Here is a 17,196-nt window from a genome sequence, read left to right on the forward strand (position 1 = left end):
TTTGTCTTATTTATCAATGTTTGAAGCTACTAAATTGAATATTTCATCTTTATTTTTGGCGTCATATCCTATATACCGCTTTAATAGCTTACCATTTTGGCCGTAAAAAAGTATAGTTGGAATCGAGCTGTTCACATCAAATATTTCTTTGTAGTAATCAGCATTGGTTCCTTCAAGCAAAAGCTGGTTCCAGGGCATGTTTTCTATTCTCAATCTATTTTCCCATTGCAATTTATCCCGGTCAACAGATACAGACACCATGTTGAAATTCTGGTTCGCTCCAAACTTTTGATATACATCTTTCAACTGCGGTATTTCTTTAATGCATGGACCACACCAGGAAGCCCACAGAATAACCATATTCAATTTCGCATTTGCGTTAAGAACAGAATGCTGTTTTCCGGCTGAATCAATCAAACTTGTATGGTACAGCCTCTTTTGACCTCTCGACGCCACATAATTTTTCATATCCAAGGCTGTCTTACTGGCAAGCACATCCTTATCAAAACAATTCAAAAGAGAAAGTATTTGTTTTTCTGACAGAGAATGTAAAATACTTTTCACGTTATATAGCTGGTGATATGAAAAAGGATTTGCAACAATCACTCTTTTCATGTCATCTAGTTTGACCTTTCCGTTTAAATTAAGCGTGTCTGCTAATAAGGCATTGGTCTGCTTACCAAATTTAACGACACCATCAATCTTACAAGAAACTCTTTTAGTAGCAAAGAAAGATTCCGTAATTGTCCCGTTGATCCATATACCTTCCTGATCCAACATAAACCGATCCCTAGTTACTGGATAACCTTTTATCTTTCGTTTTGTAGGAAATTGAAAAAAACGCAAAGTACTATCCTTCGTTGCACAATGAAACATTGTGGCATAAGCAGGTTCGGGAAATTTTTGGGAAGTTATGTGAAACTGGAACCTTCCACCAATGGTGGAACATGAGTCAATTTTGTTAAAATCCATATCTCTAAGATACATGATACCGTCTGGCAATCCACGCAATGTTCCGCTAATGTCACGGTCCTTACTTTGTTTAGCACACCCACTCACTCCGTAAACTATACTCAAGCAGGCAAAAAATCTGACGAACGACAAACATCTTTTCATGTTAAGAATATTATTTTTTAGATAAGCAGCGAAAAAACTATTCGCAATTCTAATGTTAATATTCTATACATCCATTCAGGTTAACATCTTTTAAGATATTGATTTTAAGGTACTTTAAGCGATATACTATTATATCAATCAGTTTCCCCGCAAATCATATTACCAAATCTGTTATACATCAAATCCTATCAATCAAATCTTTCACTTTGCGAATTTCTCTTCCGGAAATATGATCAGCAATGGCTGCAGCATGATCGCGTCCATTTTCTATAAATACTTTCTCTGTAAATACACCAGCCATCACAGTCCCGCACAAATAGAGGCCTTCAACATTCGTCTCAAATGTATCGGGATTATAAGATGGTACTTTCGTAAGTGGATCCAGCGTAATGCCACATCTGAACAACAAATGCTCATCGGGTAGATAACCCACCAATAAGAACACAAAATCAGCATTGATCCACTCTGTTTCGCCAGTTTCCACGTTTTCGATCTGCATGCGGCCTGGTTCAATCGCTTTGGTAATGCTATTAAAACGTGTATGAATCTTACCTTCCTTCACCCGATTTTTAACATCAGGTACAAGCCAATACTTCACCTTGGTACGAAAATCGGCTTCCTTATGCACGATCGTAACATGCGCATCATGCCTGTATAGCTCTAAAGCAGCCTCTACTGATGAGTTGGAACCTCCCACCAACACGACGTTGGTATATGAATATTTGAACGGTTCATCGTAGTAATGGGATACATGCGGAAGATCTTCTCCCGGAACATTCAGCATACGGGGAACGTCAAAATAGCCTGTAGCGAGTACCACCTTTCTGGACTGAAAAACATTCCCATCTTTGCCATAAACTAAAAATGTCCCATCCGACTGCTTTTCCGCTTTTTCTACATCTACAAATAATTTAAAGTTAAGATGATAGTACCCCGCAACCTTCCGGTAGTATTGCAAAGCTTCATTTCTGTTCGCTTTTACTTCGGAAATGGCAAAGGGAATTCCTCCAATCTCAATATTTTCAGCTGTTGAGAAGAATTTCATTCTTCTTGGATAGCGTCTTATCGACTCCGTCAAATTTCCTTTCTCCAGAATCAGATAATCCAGCCCACTTTTTGCTAGCTCAATTCCCATCGCCAGCCCGCACGGGCCACCTCCGATAATAATTACGTCGTGTATATGCATATGTATTTGGCTGTCGGCTGTCGGCTGTCGGCTGTCGGCTGTCGTGAAATCGTCTGTTTAAAATTTTAGTTCAATAGCTTTTGCATGAAACCTCCACGGTTTAAACCAGAATCGTCACCAGTTTATTCACCAATATATTGTTGTAATCTGCATCTGCTCTTACTCAACCTGTCAAAGCATTGTAAGATCCCTTCTATATTCCTGCAAACCGTGAGCTCAGGATAATAATTTTGCCCGATGCCAGAGTCCTCACTTCTTTAAATCCCTCTAACTACTTAATTCTCTAACTTCTCTTTTCATCATTTGGTTTCTGAACTTTGTAAATTGCACCTCTGTTTTAGTTCTTTCGAAGAATATTACAAATAAACTCATTGACTGATCCATTAAGGCCATTTACAGAACAACTAAATACGTGGGGACTTCAAAAGATTCCTTTTGTCTTTCTTATTGACTATCTGGCAGAAAAACCACTTGCATGGCGTGTTGACCAGATTGACTCCACAGCTATCAGATACAACCTGAATGGATTTACTAATGCTATCGGATCAAAAAGTGACTTACCAGAAAATATTCTGTTCCAAAAGTCGCCGGTCGCGTTTACAGAATATCAGAAGAAATTTGACCACGTTATCAGCAACCTCCGCGCAGGAAATTCTTTTCTTGTTAATCTGTCGGCACCTACACCCATACAAACTAATCTTTCTTTAGCCGACATTTTTGAACACAGCGATGCTCCGTATCGGTTTTGGAAAAGGGATCATTTCGTATGTTTTTCGCCTGAAATATTTATCAAAATAAAAGAAGGAAAATTCATATCGTCCTTCCCGATGAAAGGGACTATCGATGCCGCCTTTCCTGACGCTCAGAAGCTGATTTTGTCGGATCCAAAGGAATCAGCGGAGCATGCAACCATTGTTGACTTAATCCGGAATGACTTGAGTATGGTCGCCGAAAAAGTATGGGTGGAGCGATACAGGTATATTGACCGGATCGTTACGAACGATAAAGTTCTGTTACAGGTAAGCTCCGAAGTCGCAGGTATTTTACCGGAGAATTTCAACGGAGAATACGGAGATCTGATCATGAAATTACTTCCGGCAGGATCTATTACAGGTGCTCCTAAACCTAGTACGCAATGTATTATTGAAGAAGCAGAAGGATATGAGCGGGGCTACTACACAGGTGTAATGGGCTATTTTGACGGTGAGAATTTTGAAAGTGCGGTTATGATCCGCTACATCGAAAATCAGAATGGCAACCTGGTTTTTAAAAGTGGTGGCGGGATAACGGCCAGTAGTCAGGCGATACAAGAATACCAGGAAATCATAGACAAAATTTATCTACCGATCCGCCATGCTTCAGAGATTATGCATTGAAACCATTGCCGTAGAAAACCGGCAGTTTAAAAATCTGAGCTACCATGAGGCGCGTTTAAACAAAACCAGGAATGAACTTTGGGAATTCACCGATGCCTGGGATCTTGCACAAATGATCCGGATTCCGGATTCAGTTTCAGATGCACTGTACAAGTGCCGTATCGCATACGGTTCAGAAATCGACCATGTACAATGGGAACTATATGTACCCAGAACAATCAGAACTATCAAATTGGTGTATGATAATGAAATTGACTATACTTATAAATATGACAAGAGACCTGAGCTGAATGTCCTTTTTGAACAACGTGGTGATGCTCACGAAATCCTGATCATCAAAAATGGAATGGTCACTGACACCTATGTACACAATGTCGCTCTGTTCGACGGAAGCAAATGGTTTACGCCGGATACCTGCTTACTGAAGGGTACACAGAGAGCAAGTCTGCTGGATAACGGAATAATTGAAACCTGCAGCATATCTGAAAAGGATATACAGAAATATAGTCATATCAGACTTTTCAATTCAATGGTGGGCTGGGAAGAGGCACCTGTTTTAGAAGTCAGCAGTATGCTGTAACTTTACATGATGAATGTTGATCTCGGGAATAAAATAACAAAATCGCTTTCGTTTGACCTCTCGACTTAGTTTAGCTTCTGAATCAAGTTCGTAATTTAAATGTGAGACCATGGATCTGCAAATAGAAAAAATAGAATTGGCTAAAAGAGTTTTGGATACTGAGGATCAAAATATTATTGATGCAATAAAGTCAGTATTTAAGGATTTTGATTCGAAAGAAGATTGGGGAGACTTATCCGATAAGGTGATAGCTGACGCGAAAACATCTATGGATCAGATAGAAGCCGGAATGGGTGTTCCACATGAGCAGGTCAGAGATATTTATAAGAAATGGCTTTAGAGGTAATCTGGTCTCCCAGTTCACTGAGCAATCTTGGAGAAGTAATACAGTATCTCTGGAAAAACTGGAGCCACCAGGTTGTTAAAGATTTCATAATAAGAATGGATAGCGTTGTTCAACTGATTTCAGAGCATCCGCCAAATATTCAGACAAGTATCCATCAATAATAGTGTCAGAGAAGCTGTTATTACCAAACATAACTTGCTTCTCTACCGAATTACACAAAATCGAATTTTAATACTTGCTGTTTTCGATACCCGTCAGCATCCGAGAAAGAAGAAATATTCATAGTTATTCAACCTGACTGATACATGAGGGATTGCAGAATAATTAACTTTAAGCCGCATTCCAAGTACCGACAGTTTTGCCCCCAAATCCAATGACCTCCCTTTTTGAGGAAGAAAATACCTTATTCGCCGACCTGATCCTGCCGGTTCCTATTCCGTCTTTGTTTACCTACAGAGTACCGAGGGAAATGAGTGAAATGATCAAGATAGGCGCACGTGTGATTGTTCAGTTTGGTCAAAAACGAGTACTCACAGCTGCTGTGGCACATTTGCATACAACACCACCTGTGAAATATCAGGCTAAATACATCCTGGAATTACTAGATGAACAGCCTATTCTCACCAACAGACAACTTGAACTCTTTAATTGGGTTGCTGATTATTATCTGTGTAACATCGGCGAGGTGCTGAATGTAGCACTACCAGCCGGACTTAAAATTACAAGTCAATCCCGGATTCAGTTTAATCCAGAATTCGAGTATTACGATCTGCTTACAGACTTGGAACATGTGGTGGTGGATGAAATAAAAAAACACCAGACACTTTCGTATGAGGAAATTGAAAGACTTGTACAGAAAAACAATATCACCTCCCTGATCAAGTCGCTGGTTGGGAAAAGGGCCGTTATCCTTTTTGAAGAAGTTAAAGAAAAATACAAGCCCAAAGTAGCAAAAAAGGTACGTCTTACGCCAGGCTTTCTGGACAATGACGCATTGGTGCAGTTAACCTCCTCACTTGACAAAGTTCCAAAGCAACAAGAGATTTTACTTCGCTATCTTTCTCATGTGCCGGTATTTAACCATCCTGACCTCAATCTGAAAGGCTTGGACAAGTCCATTTTCTCACAAAACGATGGCTTATCAGACTCAGCACTTCAAACACTGATTAAAAAAGGTATTTTCGAACAATTTGAAATATTTGTATCCAGATTCGATGATATTCCCGTTGGGACAGCAGTGGAAATAAAGCTGACTGAATCTCAGCAAAAAGCATCTACAAAAATTTATGATCATTTTGCGGATAAGGAAGTGGTATTGCTTCATGGAATTACCGGAAGCGGGAAGACAGAAGTTTACATCGAGCTGATCAAACAGGCAATTGAAAGTGGTTCTCAGGTTCTGTTCCTTCTGCCTGAGATTGCGCTAACCACCCAAATCGTGGTTCGTTTACGGAAAGTATTTGGAGACGTGATGGGTATATACCATTCCAAATTTTCAGATAATGAACGTGTGGAAGTTTGGAAAGGAATTCTGGATGGCAAATTCCAATTTGTAGTGGGTGTACGTTCAGCCATATTTCTTCCCTTCGATAATCTGGGGCTGATCATTGTAGATGAAGAACATGAAACTTCCTACAAACAACACGATCCCGCACCTCGTTATAACGCGCGTGATGTAGCCATCGTCATGGCCTATATGCATAAGGGAAAGGTGCTGCTTGGCTCTGCAACACCTTCCATGGAAAGTTATTTTCATGCACAGCAGGGCCGATACGGACTGGTTGAAATGAAAGAAAGATTTGGAAATGCAGCCCTACCCACCTTTGAGCTGATCGACATTAAAAAGGAGAAAAAATCAAAAAAAATGAAGAATGAATTTTCTTCTGTTTTGATTGAAAACCTTGAAAACAATATTCGGAATAAAGAGCAAACAATTCTTTTTCAGAACAGGCGGGGATATTCTCCTTATTTGCAATGTGAAGAATGTAACTGGATTTCTGAATGTTCCAATTGTGATGTGAGCCTGACCTACCATATGAAAGTGGGCGAACTGCGTTGCCATTATTGCGGCCATAAAGAAGAGGTTCCACGTATTTGCCCCAGCTGCGGATCGCCAAAAGTGAAAACAATGGGCTTCGGAACCGAAAAAATTGAAGAAGAGCTCAATCTCTTGCTTCCTGCCGCGCGTGTACAACGGATGGACCTCGATACCACACGAGCTAAAAATGCGTATCAGCAGATCATACAGGAATTTGAAGATGGCGGGATTGATATATTGGTTGGTACACAGATGGTAAGCAAAGGCCTCGACTTTGACAATGTAAGTATTGTAGGGATTTTTGATGCTGACCGCATGATTCATTTCCCTGAGTTCCGCGCGTCAGAACGTGCTTTTCAGATGCTCACTCAGGTAAGCGGAAGAGCCGGGAGAAGGGCTAACAAGCCCGGTAAAGTGCTGATTCAAACTGCTAATCCAGGTCAGAAATTACTCGATTTTGTGGTAAATGGTGATTATATCGGTATGTATAATGCTGAATTGCCCGAGCGTGAAAAATTTCATTATCCGCCCTATACACGACTGATTAAAATCACCATAAAGCATGTGGATGCCACTACAGCACGAAGGGCAGCGGATATACTGGCGGGTAAGCTGGTCGAAAATTTAGGAACCGGCAGGGTCCTCGGACCACAGCCTCCTCTTGTCGAAAGGGTGAGAAATCAGTTTTTGTTCGACATTCTCATTAAAATTGAGCGAGAAAAGATTAATTTTAGGGCGGCAAAGTCATTCGTCCAGGAAAAGGTGATTGACGTGCTCTCCGATAAAACATTAAAAAGTATCCATATCGTCATCGACGTGGATTGTATATAAAGTAAATTTATTCCATACTGCTAATTAATCTATGTCTTCCAAGAAAACCAAAATCGTTGCTACCGTCGGTCCTACGTCAGAAAGCAAAGAAATGCTTCTCGCATTGGCCAAAGCCGGAGTAAATGTATTTCGCCTCAATTTTTCTCATGGCACACATGCCGATCATTTGGCCAGACTTACTACAATTCGTGAAATAAATGAAGAGTTCGGGTACAACCTTGCTATTCTGCAGGATTTACAGGGACCAAAAATCCGTATCGGTTTAGTTGCTGAAAAAGACGGCGTACTGATCGAAGCGGGTAATAAACTGATTCTGTCTAATACCGAAGTTTTAGGAACTGCTGAAAAAGTGAGCACTCCTTACGACGGGATGTACAATGATGTAAAAATAGGTGACCGCGTTCTGATGGACGATGGAAAACTGGAAGTACTGGTAACTGGCATGGATGGTACCGACGTAGTTACAGAAGTAATTTACGGTGGATACCTTAAATCTAAAAAGGGCGTAAACTTGCCAAACACGAGGGTTTCAATGCCATCTGTAACAGCTAAAGATTACGAGGATCTTGATTTTGGTCTTGAACATGATGTGGAATGGGTAGCTCTTTCTTTCGTAAGAACAGCATCAGAAGTACTTAAAGTGAAGGAATATATCCAGAACAAAGGTAAATCTGCCCGCCTTATCGCTAAAATCGAAAAACCTGAAGCAATCGCCAACATCGATGAAATCATCGAAGCATCGGATGCAATTATGGTAGCTCGGGGTGACCTCGGTGTTGAACTTCCGGCGGAAGAAGTACCAATGATCCAGAAAATGATCGTTGAAAAATGTAACAAAGCAGGCAAACCTGTCATTGTGGCTACGCAAATGCTTGAAAGCATGATCGAAAGCCCGCGTGCTACACGTGCCGAGCTTAGCGACGTTGCGAACTCAGTATTGGATGGGGCAGATGCAGTAATGCTAAGTGCTGAAACTGCATCAGGAAAGTATCCTGTATTAGCAGTAGAAAGCATGAGTCGCACTATTGAAAAAATTGAAACAACGACAGACAGCGTTTATTTCAAATACCATGCGTTTGTAAACGAAAGTCCGGGTGCAGATAAGCTGAACGATAACGTAGTAATGAGCGCCTGCCGTCTGGCTCGAGATACCCATGCTGCGGCTATTATTGGGATTACACGGTCAGGATATACTTCCTTCCGTCTTTCTCATCACCGTCCAAAAGCTGGTTTGCTGATCTTTACTTCAAACAAGGTATTGATGAACCAATTGGCGCTTTATTGGGGAACAAAAGTATTCTTCTATGATCGTGATCAGGATGTTACAACAGATGATTTGATCGAAGACATCAAAGCTTTCCTTCTTGAAAAAGGCGAATTGCAAAAAGGCGATGTATTTATCAATACATTGAGCATGCCGGTTTCTAAACACCGCAAAACAAATACAGTTAAGCTGAGTATTGTAGAATAAGAGCGAAGCGCCTGGGGCAAAGGGCTTTGAGCATAAGGCATAGAGATAAGGGCATGGCTCTTGGCTCTATGCCTTTTTTTGCGCACAGGGCAGAGGGATTGAGTAGACGTCCTCTTTGCCCCTTTCCCTAAGCTCTATGTCCCCTTTGTTCTAGGCCTAAATACCCTTTGCCCATAACCCTTTACCCCTTTCATAGAATAACTAACAAAATAGTTTTGAAACTAAAAAAATAGTCTTACATTTACTTATCCAAACAAGTCTTTATTTAATACCATATCAATATCATGGAAATACGTACGCTCACCAGAGCAGAAGAAGAGATCATGAGAATTCTCTGGCAACTGAAAAAGGCATTCGTCAAGGATATTCTTGCTGAAATGCCTGAGCCTAAACCTGCCTATAATACCGTATCCACCATTATTCGTATTCTCGAAAAAAAGGAAGTGGTAGGTTACACAGCCTATGGTAAAACGCACGAATATTATCCGCTGATTACCGAAGAAGAGTACAAGCGCTTTGAAGTACAAAATCTGATGAGCAACTACTTCGGCAATTCACTACCGAACCTGGTATCCTTTTTCGTGAAGGAAAACGATCTGAAATCCAGAGATCTGGATGAAATTATGAAGTTGATTAACGATCATAAAGACGAACAATAAAAGCTATTAGCCATGGAAATGCTGTTGTATATCGGAAAAGTTAGTTTATTCTGGATTCTGTTTTATGCTTGTTATCAGCTATTTCTGCGCAAGCAAACCTTCTTTGTTTGGAACCGGGCATATTTGTTGGGCTCCCTGTTTGCATCTTTCCTCCTTCCGCTGGTTGTATATCCGGAATCAGCTCCCGAAATGCCTGTGATGTATGAGGTAAGTGCTGCCGCCTATTCCATCTCCTATCATCAGGAAAAAGAGGTTTCATACTTTACATGGCTTAATGCAGCCATACTTATTTACCTGTTTGCAGTTGCCAGAAGAGCATTTGATTTCTTCAGGAATTTACGGCAGCTTTCAAACTACATCAAAGCTGGAGAAATTATTGAATTAGAAGACTGTAAAGTTGTTCTGATCGACTCAAACGATGTAGGATCCTTTTCATTTTTAAAATGGATTGTTGTAAACCGAAACGATTACGAGTTTCATTTTGATGCCATTCTGAGGCATGAAATGGTGCATACCGCACAGGGACATAGCTACGATATACTGTTTGTTGAGATCCTAAGCATGGTTTTTTGGTTCAATCCAATTCTGAAAGGTTACAAGCATTCTTTACAGGAAGTGCACGAGTACCTGGCCGACGAAGCTGCACCAAACCGTGAACACTATGCCAGATTTCTGCTTGCCTATTCCCTGAATGCCCCTATTGCAGCACTGACCAATCATTTCTTTAAGCCTTCACAACTCAAAGGACGTATCCAAATGATTTATAAAAACAGATCAGCACAATGGTTGCGTTCCTCCTACCTGATTGCATTTACATTTATGGGTGCGGTAGCGCTGTTGATTGCAGGTTGTGAACGCATCAAAAAGAATTTTTCTGAAACTAGCTCCGGCTATCCCGGACAGGAAATAGACTCTACCAAAACAATTAAAGTGGAAGGCTGGGTGGTAAATCAGAAAGATCAATTAGCCATTCCCGGAGCTAACATTTTGGTTGAAGGGTTACAGCGTGGTACTACTACCGATGCAGACGGCCATTTTGAAATTGAAGCACCGTCATACGGTTCTCTTATCGCAAGTTTTGACGGCTTTCATACCCAGACCATTGAACTCAAAGGAATTGCTAACCAAGGCATTGCACTTGTTCCTGAATCAGACGAGCTACCTTCTTCCGGTCATGAACAAGCAAGAGTTGAAAATCATACGCTCGAAGAGAGAAGAAATATTGATAACAAAGTATTTACGGTAGTAGAAAAACAGCCCATGTTTCCCGGAGGCATAAGAGCGATGTATGACTTCCTGGGAGACAACATTAAATATCCTTCGGCAGCAGCCAATGCTAATGTGACCGGCAGAGTCTTTCTTAGCTTCATAGTCGATGCATCCGGCGCTATACGGGATGTAAATGTACTGAAAGGAATTGGCTTTGGGTGTGATGAAGAAGCCGTACGTGTAGTTTCTAAATTCCCAAAATGGACACCAGGCATGCAGGATGGAAAACCGGTAAGTGTGAAATACAATTTGCCGATTATGTTTGAGCTTACAGAAGATAAAAAAACAGCAAAAGCAACTCATGTAATTTCCGACCAATCAATTTCCCGTAGAGATAGGGGAAAGGACACCAGTGCTATTTACTTCCAGAAAGATGCTTCGATAACAAAATTCAAAATAAGAGGTAGAAAGAATTTTAATCCTGCACAGCCACTGGTTGTTGTGGATGGTGTCATTTTAGAAGAAAAGAACGCCTTGGACAAACTTGATCCTAATAACATTGAAAGCATTTCAGTACTGAAAGATCATTCAGCAACTTCAATCTATGGCAAAAAAGGAGCAAACGGAGCCATACTTGTTACTTCAAAAAACGTACGCTGAATAATTTAAAAAATTAACAGCCTCAACTAATATAAGTCATGGAAACGCTCCTCTATCTCGCTAAAGTAAATGTATGCTGGCTATTGTTCTATAGCTGTTATTGGGTGCTTTTTAAGCGACATACCTTTTTCCGGTGGAACAGGGCATATCTTCTCGTATCACTGCTTACTTCCTTTGCCATTCCGCTTATTACATTTACAGAGCAAACTGTTGTAGTCCCGCAAATCTCAAATGTGGCCGCAATCAATAGCTATATACCAAATATTGAAACGCCCATGGTAGTTCAGGCAGAAGCAACACCTTTGGCGAACTGGCCGGTTTTGCTTTATATAATTTATCTGGCTGGTGCTGTGTTTTTCTTTTTCCGGCTGATCCGGGGTTTGCTTAATATAAAAACCCTACTCACCAGAAATGAGAAAATTGCTTTCGACGGCTATACACTCATACTGTTACCTCAGTCATATCCCTACGGATCGTTTTCATTTTTCAAGTGGCTTATGGTGAGTCAGCAGGATTACGAGCAACATCTCGACACCATACTGAGACACGAGCTTGTCCATATCCTGCAAAAACATAGCTATGACATCATTCTTATTGAAGTGTTAAAAGTCGTTTTCTGGTTCAATCCGGTGTTATGGTTTTATAAAAAATCTTTGCAGGAAGTACATGAATTCCTTGCAGATGAAGCAGCGCCTAACAGAGAGCATTATGCCACTTTCCTTATCGGCTACACCCTGCATTCACCTGTACAATCCTTGACCAATCAGTTTTTTAGTAGTTCACTTTTAAAATCACGAATCAAAATGATCTATAAAAACCGCACATCACGGTGGCTTCTGGGAAAGTACCTGATGATATTACCTGTTCTATTATTGGTGGTGAGCCTCACTGCTGCACGCGAGCATATCATGGTTGCCGAAGAATCGGCTTATCAATCTGCGAATCTTATTGATGAGATAGAAAGTATTCCGCAACAAACTGCAGATTTGATCACACAAACAGCTGAGACGCTTACCAAAACTGAAGAAACGGTGAGTATTAAAGGACAAGTTGTTAATAAGGATGGTTTGTCAATAAAGAATGCTACCCTGATTGTTAAAAATACAAAAATCGGCGTCAGTGCAGATCATAGCGGTCGGTTCAATCTGGACAATGTTCCGGTTAACAGCACAATCGTCGTAAGCCATGTATCCTACCAAAGCACGGAGTTCGAAGTCAAAAAATCTCAGAATCAGTATAAAATCACGTTGCAACCTACTGAAAACACATACGGAGAAGTTGTAGTGGTGACATATCCGCTATCAAGAGACAAAACTGAAAACAGTCAAAGTGTGGTAAATAGTAAAAAGGAGGTGATTGTCGAACAAAAAGCGGAGTTCCCCGGAGGTATTGATGAAATGATGAAGTACCTCGGGCGAAATATCAAATACCCCACGAAAGCATCAAAAATCAATGTGAGTGGCACAGTGGTCATATCATTTGTCGTAAATGAATATGGCCATGTCCAGAGAGCTGAAGTTGTGAAAGGCATCGGGTACGGACTGGACGAAGAAGCGACGCGTGTAGTTTGGAGTATGCCGAAATGGAATCCTGCTATTCAAAATGGTGAAGCGGTAGCCTCTCAGCATACACTTCCAATCAAATTTCAGATCGAACAATCGAAATCTGATCAAGATAGAAGACAAGGCTTTATCAATTACCAAAAATCAGAGGGCATAAATCTGGCTAAGTCAAATCTGAAAGAATTCAATTTCGATGATCAGAAAGTTACCCTGGTTCCTTCGAATCATGTTACCTTACATACTGGTAGTAACAACACATTTATGAATTATAACATCGCCGAGCCCACTAGTAACTACCGTTATATCAAGCATATAACTACCGATACCAAATAAAACAAACTGATATATTCCTGTTATTCTCAAAACCTGGCTTCTATAAGTCAGGTTTTTTTATGCTGATCTGACATGATTGTATACATTTGCCTGATCTCAAAACTCAAACCATGGCGAAGTTTAAAGCAGCAATCATCGGTGGTGGACATATTGCCAGTCAGAATCATATTCCTGCACTGAAAGCACTTAGCGACGAAGTTGAAATAATTGCTATATGCAGTCGAGATATAAACAAGGCACGTGTTCTGGCGGATCAACACGGTATTCCTTTAGCATTCGACGATGCCGCAGAAATGTATAAGAGTGATCAGAAACCTGATCTGATCTTCAATTGTACAGCCAATCAGCTGCACCACCAATTCACGATGCAGGCACTCGAAAATGGATGCCATGTATTGTGCGAGAAGCCGCCGGGATTAAATGCGCAGCAGGCACGTGAAATGGCTGAGTTAGCACATAGCAAAGGGAAAGTCCTCGCATACAATTTCCAGAGAAGACAATCTCATGAGTTCTCTATTTTAAAGAAGTTGCAGGAGGAAGGCCGGTTTGGAAATATCTACCACATCAAAGCTACCTACCTGCGCAGAAGAGGCATTCCCGGCTGGGGCAACTTCACGAATAAAGAAATTCAGGGAGGTGGGGCACTAATTGATCTCGGTGTTCATATACTTGATCTGGCACTGGATTTACTGGATTACCAGACACCTAATCAAACCCTGGGTAATACTTATGACCTTATTGGCAAAACCGGTGGAAAGGGACTAAAAGGAAACTGGGATCCATCCAAATTCGAGGTAGAAGATGCCTGCTTCGCTCATCTTTCATTTTCTGATAATACCAGTATTTCTTTGTCGTGCTCATTTGCACTGAATCAGAAAGAAGAGGAAAGTGTCAACCTTGAAGTGTTTGGCAGCAATGCCGGCGCCACGTTGAATCCGCCGGTGATGTTTGCTGAAATAGCCGGAGAGTTGACCGATACCCATTTTCCATTCGCCGAAAAATCGAACTGGCAGCTGAAAAATACACAGGCTTTTATCCATGCATGTCTTGGTAAACCCTCTAACATATGCAACGCGACGCAGGGAGCTGTGCTGCAGGAGATCGTTGAGAGAATATATCAAAGTGCTGAATCAGCTAATACGATAGTGCTATAACCTAAAAACGCCTTGCGAACCGGAATTCACAAGGCGTTTTTAGGTTATAAGCTCTATTTCTGAGTTCTACCGTTCAGTCCGCTAAAAAAGCGTCCAGACCGGAGGGCTCTATTTCGCTGTAGCCATGACCATTTTGATATCCTGCTTGGCTCCGAGTTCCAGCACATCTACAAGATCCTGAACTGCAAGATTTTTATCTACTCTCAAAACGATGGTACGGTCTTCCACACCTGCAAAAATATTCTGTAACTCCGCTTCAAGCGCATCAAAGGGAATCGGCTCTTTATCGATATAATAAACCTTCTGATCGTCGATCGAAAGTGTGATTTGTTTTTTGTACATCTGCTGGGTAGCCGAGGCTTTGGGAAGCATCAACTTAATCACATTCGGATTTGACATCGTAGATATGATCAGGAAAAACAGCAGCAGGAAAAACATAATATCGTTGAGCGAGTGCGTAAACACTTCCGGAGCAAACCGACTCTTACGACGTATTTTCATTTAAATGTCTTTAAATTTTTTGAACTATGATCAGCATACTACTTATTTTGAATTAACCGGGCGCTGCAATACGTCCAGGAAGTCGGATGCAGCCATTTGTAATTTAAGAGCAAAACGGTCAATTTTCATATTCAGAAGGTGGTATCCCGCATAAGCGATCAAACCAATGATCAAACCGGATCCTGATGTAATCATTTTTTCATACATCCCTCCTGCAATTGTACTGATATTGAAGTCGTTCGAAATAGAAATATCGTAAAAAATACGAATGATACCGGAAATCGTACCTACGAAACCAAGCATAGGTGCAATACCCGCGATAACCCCAAGATAGGGCAGATTACCTTCCATGCGCTGAATTTCTATCTGGCTTGCATTCTCAATGGTAGTCTCAATATCCTTGATCGGGTAACCAATACGGCTGATAGCACGCTCCAGAATACGACCACTTGCATTACGCTGGTTACGGCATGAAGACTCTGCCGACTTAAGATTTCCCTGCTGAATAAAATCCTTGACGTTATCTACAAACTGCGGATCGATTTTTCCATTTGTACCAATGGCCAGGAATCTTTCAATAATCAGAAACAAAGTACCTATAAACAACAGCCCGAGCGGAAGCATCACCCAGCCCCCTTTTGCAAGCAAGTCAATAATAGATAGTCCCTGGTCAGCAACAGGAGCTGCCATAGTAGAGTCAGTAAGTGCTTGTAGAAGCATCATATAATTGTGAAAGTGAATGGTTAAGCTTAATAAAAAAGGGGCTACCCAGCCTTAAAATGACTTTGAACATAAACGGAGCAAAGTCCCGCTTATTGTTCAAAGGGCAAAGATAGAAAAATTACTCTTCGCGAGTAATCCAACCCTCTTTTACATTGTCGGTACCAGCATATAAATCAGACAGCAAGAGCGTAAGTTTCAATTGACCGAATCGTAAGGGTTTCCGCTAATTTATATTTCGATTCAACAAGAGCCCAGTCTCCTTCATCGATTTGTTTAAAAACCTCCACCCCTATATTCAGCGAACTTATAGTTATGTACTCCTGTAAACTTTCAATTTCACGGCACAAACGAAATTTATCTCCTCTATCGTAGGCAACTGAGCCGGGGGATAGCACTTCAATTATGACAGTGGGATTGATAATGCTGTTTTTATCTTGATTTGCATACTGATTCGGTTCACAAACAACAACAATATCTGGATATGTATATAAAGAGTTTTCTGGAATATGAACTCTCTGATCGCTAGAATAGCTACGACATACACTACCCTTTTTCAAAATACTGTAAATCTCCCCTGACAAATTCTCTTTGATCCGATTATGGTTAGGAGTACCGCCTGCCATCATAAAAATTTCTCCCCGAAAATACTCATTCTTGTAGGTAGCCTTTTCTTCCAGGTTCAAATATTCTTCCTCTGAATATGTAGTTTGTGGAACTGCTGACATGATGATCACAAATCTGTTATTAACAAAAATAACAATTTAAAGTGGAATAGGAATCGCATTTGCTCTCTCTAAATCAACAGATTCAAGGGTGCTATCCTGTATGAGCAACTTGTATATCACAATCAATGTACTTAAATTAAAGAATGTTGGTCAGACGTATCCATTCCCTATTTACCTTTGTCACCAGATACTGTTATCCGTCTTTGATTCGTTGACAATATTGTGAAAGCAACTTTAAAACAATGTATAGCCCTTGGTCTGCTTGGCCTGATGCTTGTGAAAGCATGGGTGATTCCGTTGTTATATCTTGATTTCGAGATACGTCGTGATTACATTGTTGCCAATCTTTGTGAGAACAAAAACAGACCTCAGCTTAACTGTAACGGAAAATGCTACCTCGCAAAAAAAATTGAGGCAGCAAAAAAACAGGAAGAACGCCAGGCAGAGCAGGATTATATGGCAAGCCTGATCTATCAGGTTATGAATACCAATCAACACCCCTATTTTAGAATTGAAGTACCTTTTAAGGTGATTTCTGACAAAGTTCCGTTTGATTACGCATCCCCATTTACGGCTTTTTTACTGGCCGATGATATTTTTCATCCCCCGCTCGTTTAAGAGATAACACCTCGCACTTATGCCTGGTGATCTGATATACTCATCTTGAACTTTAATCAGGATAGGCTTCAGCTTTTGTAAAAGGTTGATACTATCTGCATTATCCAT

At 40.8% G+C, this 17,196-nt stretch carries 15 protein-coding genes; 10 read left to right on the forward strand and 5 right to left on the reverse strand.

Features of this window, described 5'->3' with window-relative positions; genetic code table 11:
- Window positions 1-6: 6 nt before the first annotated feature.
- Window positions 7-780: a TlpA family protein disulfide reductase gene (locus AC1XUE_RS20765; RefSeq protein ID WP_483357902.1), complete on the reverse strand. Its 774-nt coding sequence runs from the start codon at window positions 778-780 to the stop codon at window positions 7-9.
- Window positions 781-1,294: 514 nt separating this feature from the next.
- The gene (locus AC1XUE_RS20770; RefSeq protein WP_483357903.1) at window positions 1,295-2,302 is read right to left on the reverse strand and encodes a YpdA family putative bacillithiol disulfide reductase; all 1,008 of its coding nucleotides are present in this window, start codon (window positions 2,300-2,302) and stop codon (window positions 1,295-1,297) included.
- Between the two features lie 371 nt (window positions 2,303-2,673).
- Here AC1XUE_RS20770 and AC1XUE_RS20775 point away from each other — a divergent pair, with 371 nt between their 5' ends.
- From AC1XUE_RS20775 to AC1XUE_RS20815, 9 genes are all read left to right on the forward strand, one after another.
- Window positions 2,674-3,678 (forward strand): aminodeoxychorismate synthase component I, encoded by a 1,005-nt coding sequence (locus tag AC1XUE_RS20775; RefSeq protein ID WP_483357904.1) that lies wholly within the window; start codon window positions 2,674-2,676, stop codon window positions 3,676-3,678.
- Window positions 3,656-4,258, forward strand: coding sequence for an aminotransferase class IV (locus AC1XUE_RS20780; RefSeq protein ID WP_483357905.1), 603 nt, complete (start codon window positions 3,656-3,658; stop codon window positions 4,256-4,258). Before AC1XUE_RS20775 ends, AC1XUE_RS20780 begins: the two co-directional genes overlap by 23 nt.
- Window positions 4,259-4,367: 109 nt before the next feature.
- Window positions 4,368-4,598, forward strand: coding sequence for a hypothetical protein (locus tag AC1XUE_RS20785; RefSeq protein ID WP_483357906.1), 231 nt, complete (start codon window positions 4,368-4,370; stop codon window positions 4,596-4,598).
- A gap of 379 nt (window positions 4,599-4,977) precedes the next feature.
- Window positions 4,978-7,473, forward strand: coding sequence for a replication restart helicase PriA (gene priA / locus AC1XUE_RS20790; protein WP_483357907.1), 2,496 nt, complete (start codon window positions 4,978-4,980; stop codon window positions 7,471-7,473).
- Window positions 7,474-7,504: 31 nt separating this feature from the next.
- Window positions 7,505-8,944, forward strand: coding sequence for a pyruvate kinase (gene pyk, locus AC1XUE_RS20795; protein ID WP_483357908.1), 1,440 nt, complete (start codon window positions 7,505-7,507; stop codon window positions 8,942-8,944).
- Between the two features lie 284 nt (window positions 8,945-9,228).
- On the forward strand, window positions 9,229-9,603 hold the full coding sequence (locus AC1XUE_RS20800) for a BlaI/MecI/CopY family transcriptional regulator (protein ID WP_115834098.1): 375 nt from the start codon (window positions 9,229-9,231) through the stop codon (window positions 9,601-9,603).
- Window positions 9,604-9,615: 12 nt separating this feature from the next.
- The gene (locus AC1XUE_RS20805; protein WP_483357909.1) at window positions 9,616-11,472 is read left to right on the forward strand and encodes a M56 family metallopeptidase; all 1,857 of its coding nucleotides are present in this window, start codon (window positions 9,616-9,618) and stop codon (window positions 11,470-11,472) included.
- 38 nt (window positions 11,473-11,510) lie between these two features.
- Window positions 11,511-13,367 carry a TonB family protein gene (locus tag AC1XUE_RS20810; RefSeq protein ID WP_483357910.1) on the forward strand — a complete coding sequence of 619 codons (1,857 nt, stop codon included), beginning with the start codon at window positions 11,511-11,513 and terminating at the stop codon, window positions 13,365-13,367.
- A 110-nt stretch (window positions 13,368-13,477) separates the two neighbouring features.
- Window positions 13,478-14,521 (forward strand): Gfo/Idh/MocA family protein, encoded by a 1,044-nt coding sequence (locus tag AC1XUE_RS20815; RefSeq protein WP_483357911.1) that lies wholly within the window; start codon window positions 13,478-13,480, stop codon window positions 14,519-14,521.
- A gap of 108 nt (window positions 14,522-14,629) precedes the next feature.
- Here AC1XUE_RS20815 and AC1XUE_RS20820 read toward each other — a convergent pair whose 3' ends face one another.
- The 3 genes from AC1XUE_RS20820 to AC1XUE_RS20830 all read right to left on the reverse strand — a co-directional run bounded on the left by AC1XUE_RS20820 (window position 14,630) and on the right by AC1XUE_RS20830 (window position 16,470).
- Window positions 14,630-15,022, reverse strand: a complete 393-nt coding sequence (locus tag AC1XUE_RS20820) for an ExbD/TolR family protein (protein WP_483357912.1) — start codon at window positions 15,020-15,022, stop codon at window positions 14,630-14,632.
- A 42-nt stretch (window positions 15,023-15,064) separates the two neighbouring features.
- Window positions 15,065-15,745, reverse strand: a complete 681-nt coding sequence (locus AC1XUE_RS20825) for a MotA/TolQ/ExbB proton channel family protein (protein ID WP_483357913.1) — start codon at window positions 15,743-15,745, stop codon at window positions 15,065-15,067.
- A 173-nt stretch (window positions 15,746-15,918) separates the two neighbouring features.
- Window positions 15,919-16,470 (reverse strand): Uma2 family endonuclease, encoded by a 552-nt coding sequence (locus AC1XUE_RS20830; protein WP_483357914.1) that lies wholly within the window; start codon window positions 16,468-16,470, stop codon window positions 15,919-15,921.
- 222 nt (window positions 16,471-16,692) lie between these two features.
- Here AC1XUE_RS20830 and AC1XUE_RS20835 point away from each other — a divergent pair, with 222 nt between their 5' ends.
- The gene (locus tag AC1XUE_RS20835; protein ID WP_483357915.1) at window positions 16,693-17,088 is read left to right on the forward strand and encodes a hypothetical protein; all 396 of its coding nucleotides are present in this window, start codon (window positions 16,693-16,695) and stop codon (window positions 17,086-17,088) included.
- Window positions 17,089-17,196: the final 108 nt, after the last annotated feature.

This window comes from Dyadobacter sp. HNCC25DJ187 (assembly GCF_056895255.1).

Excerpts from the sequence above, each read along its gene's own strand:
- AC1XUE_RS20765 (WP_483357902.1), bottom strand. The coding sequence starts at position 780 with ATGTTGGATCAGGAAGGTATATGGATCAACGGGACAATTACGGAATCT.
- AC1XUE_RS20770 (WP_483357903.1), bottom strand. The coding sequence starts at position 2,302 with ATGCATATACACGACGTAATTATTATCGGAGGTGGCCCGTGCGGGCTG.
- AC1XUE_RS20780 (WP_483357905.1), top strand. The coding sequence starts at position 3,656 with ATGCTTCAGAGATTATGCATTGAAACCATTGCCGTAGAAAACCGGCAG.
- AC1XUE_RS20785 (WP_483357906.1), top strand. The coding sequence starts at position 4,368 with ATGGATCTGCAAATAGAAAAAATAGAATTGGCTAAAAGAGTTTTGGAT.
- priA (WP_483357907.1), top strand. The coding sequence starts at position 4,978 with ATGACCTCCCTTTTTGAGGAAGAAAATACCTTATTCGCCGACCTGATC.
- pyk (WP_483357908.1), top strand. The coding sequence starts at position 7,505 with ATGTCTTCCAAGAAAACCAAAATCGTTGCTACCGTCGGTCCTACGTCA.
- AC1XUE_RS20800 (WP_115834098.1), top strand. The coding sequence starts at position 9,229 with ATGGAAATACGTACGCTCACCAGAGCAGAAGAAGAGATCATGAGAATT.
- AC1XUE_RS20805 (WP_483357909.1), top strand. The coding sequence starts at position 9,616 with ATGGAAATGCTGTTGTATATCGGAAAAGTTAGTTTATTCTGGATTCTG.
- AC1XUE_RS20810 (WP_483357910.1), top strand. The coding sequence starts at position 11,511 with ATGGAAACGCTCCTCTATCTCGCTAAAGTAAATGTATGCTGGCTATTG.
- AC1XUE_RS20815 (WP_483357911.1), top strand. The coding sequence starts at position 13,478 with ATGGCGAAGTTTAAAGCAGCAATCATCGGTGGTGGACATATTGCCAGT.
- AC1XUE_RS20820 (WP_483357912.1), bottom strand. The coding sequence starts at position 15,022 with ATGAAAATACGTCGTAAGAGTCGGTTTGCTCCGGAAGTGTTTACGCAC.
- AC1XUE_RS20825 (WP_483357913.1), bottom strand. The coding sequence starts at position 15,745 with ATGATGCTTCTACAAGCACTTACTGACTCTACTATGGCAGCTCCTGTT.
- AC1XUE_RS20830 (WP_483357914.1), bottom strand. The coding sequence starts at position 16,470 with ATGTCAGCAGTTCCACAAACTACATATTCAGAGGAAGAATATTTGAAC.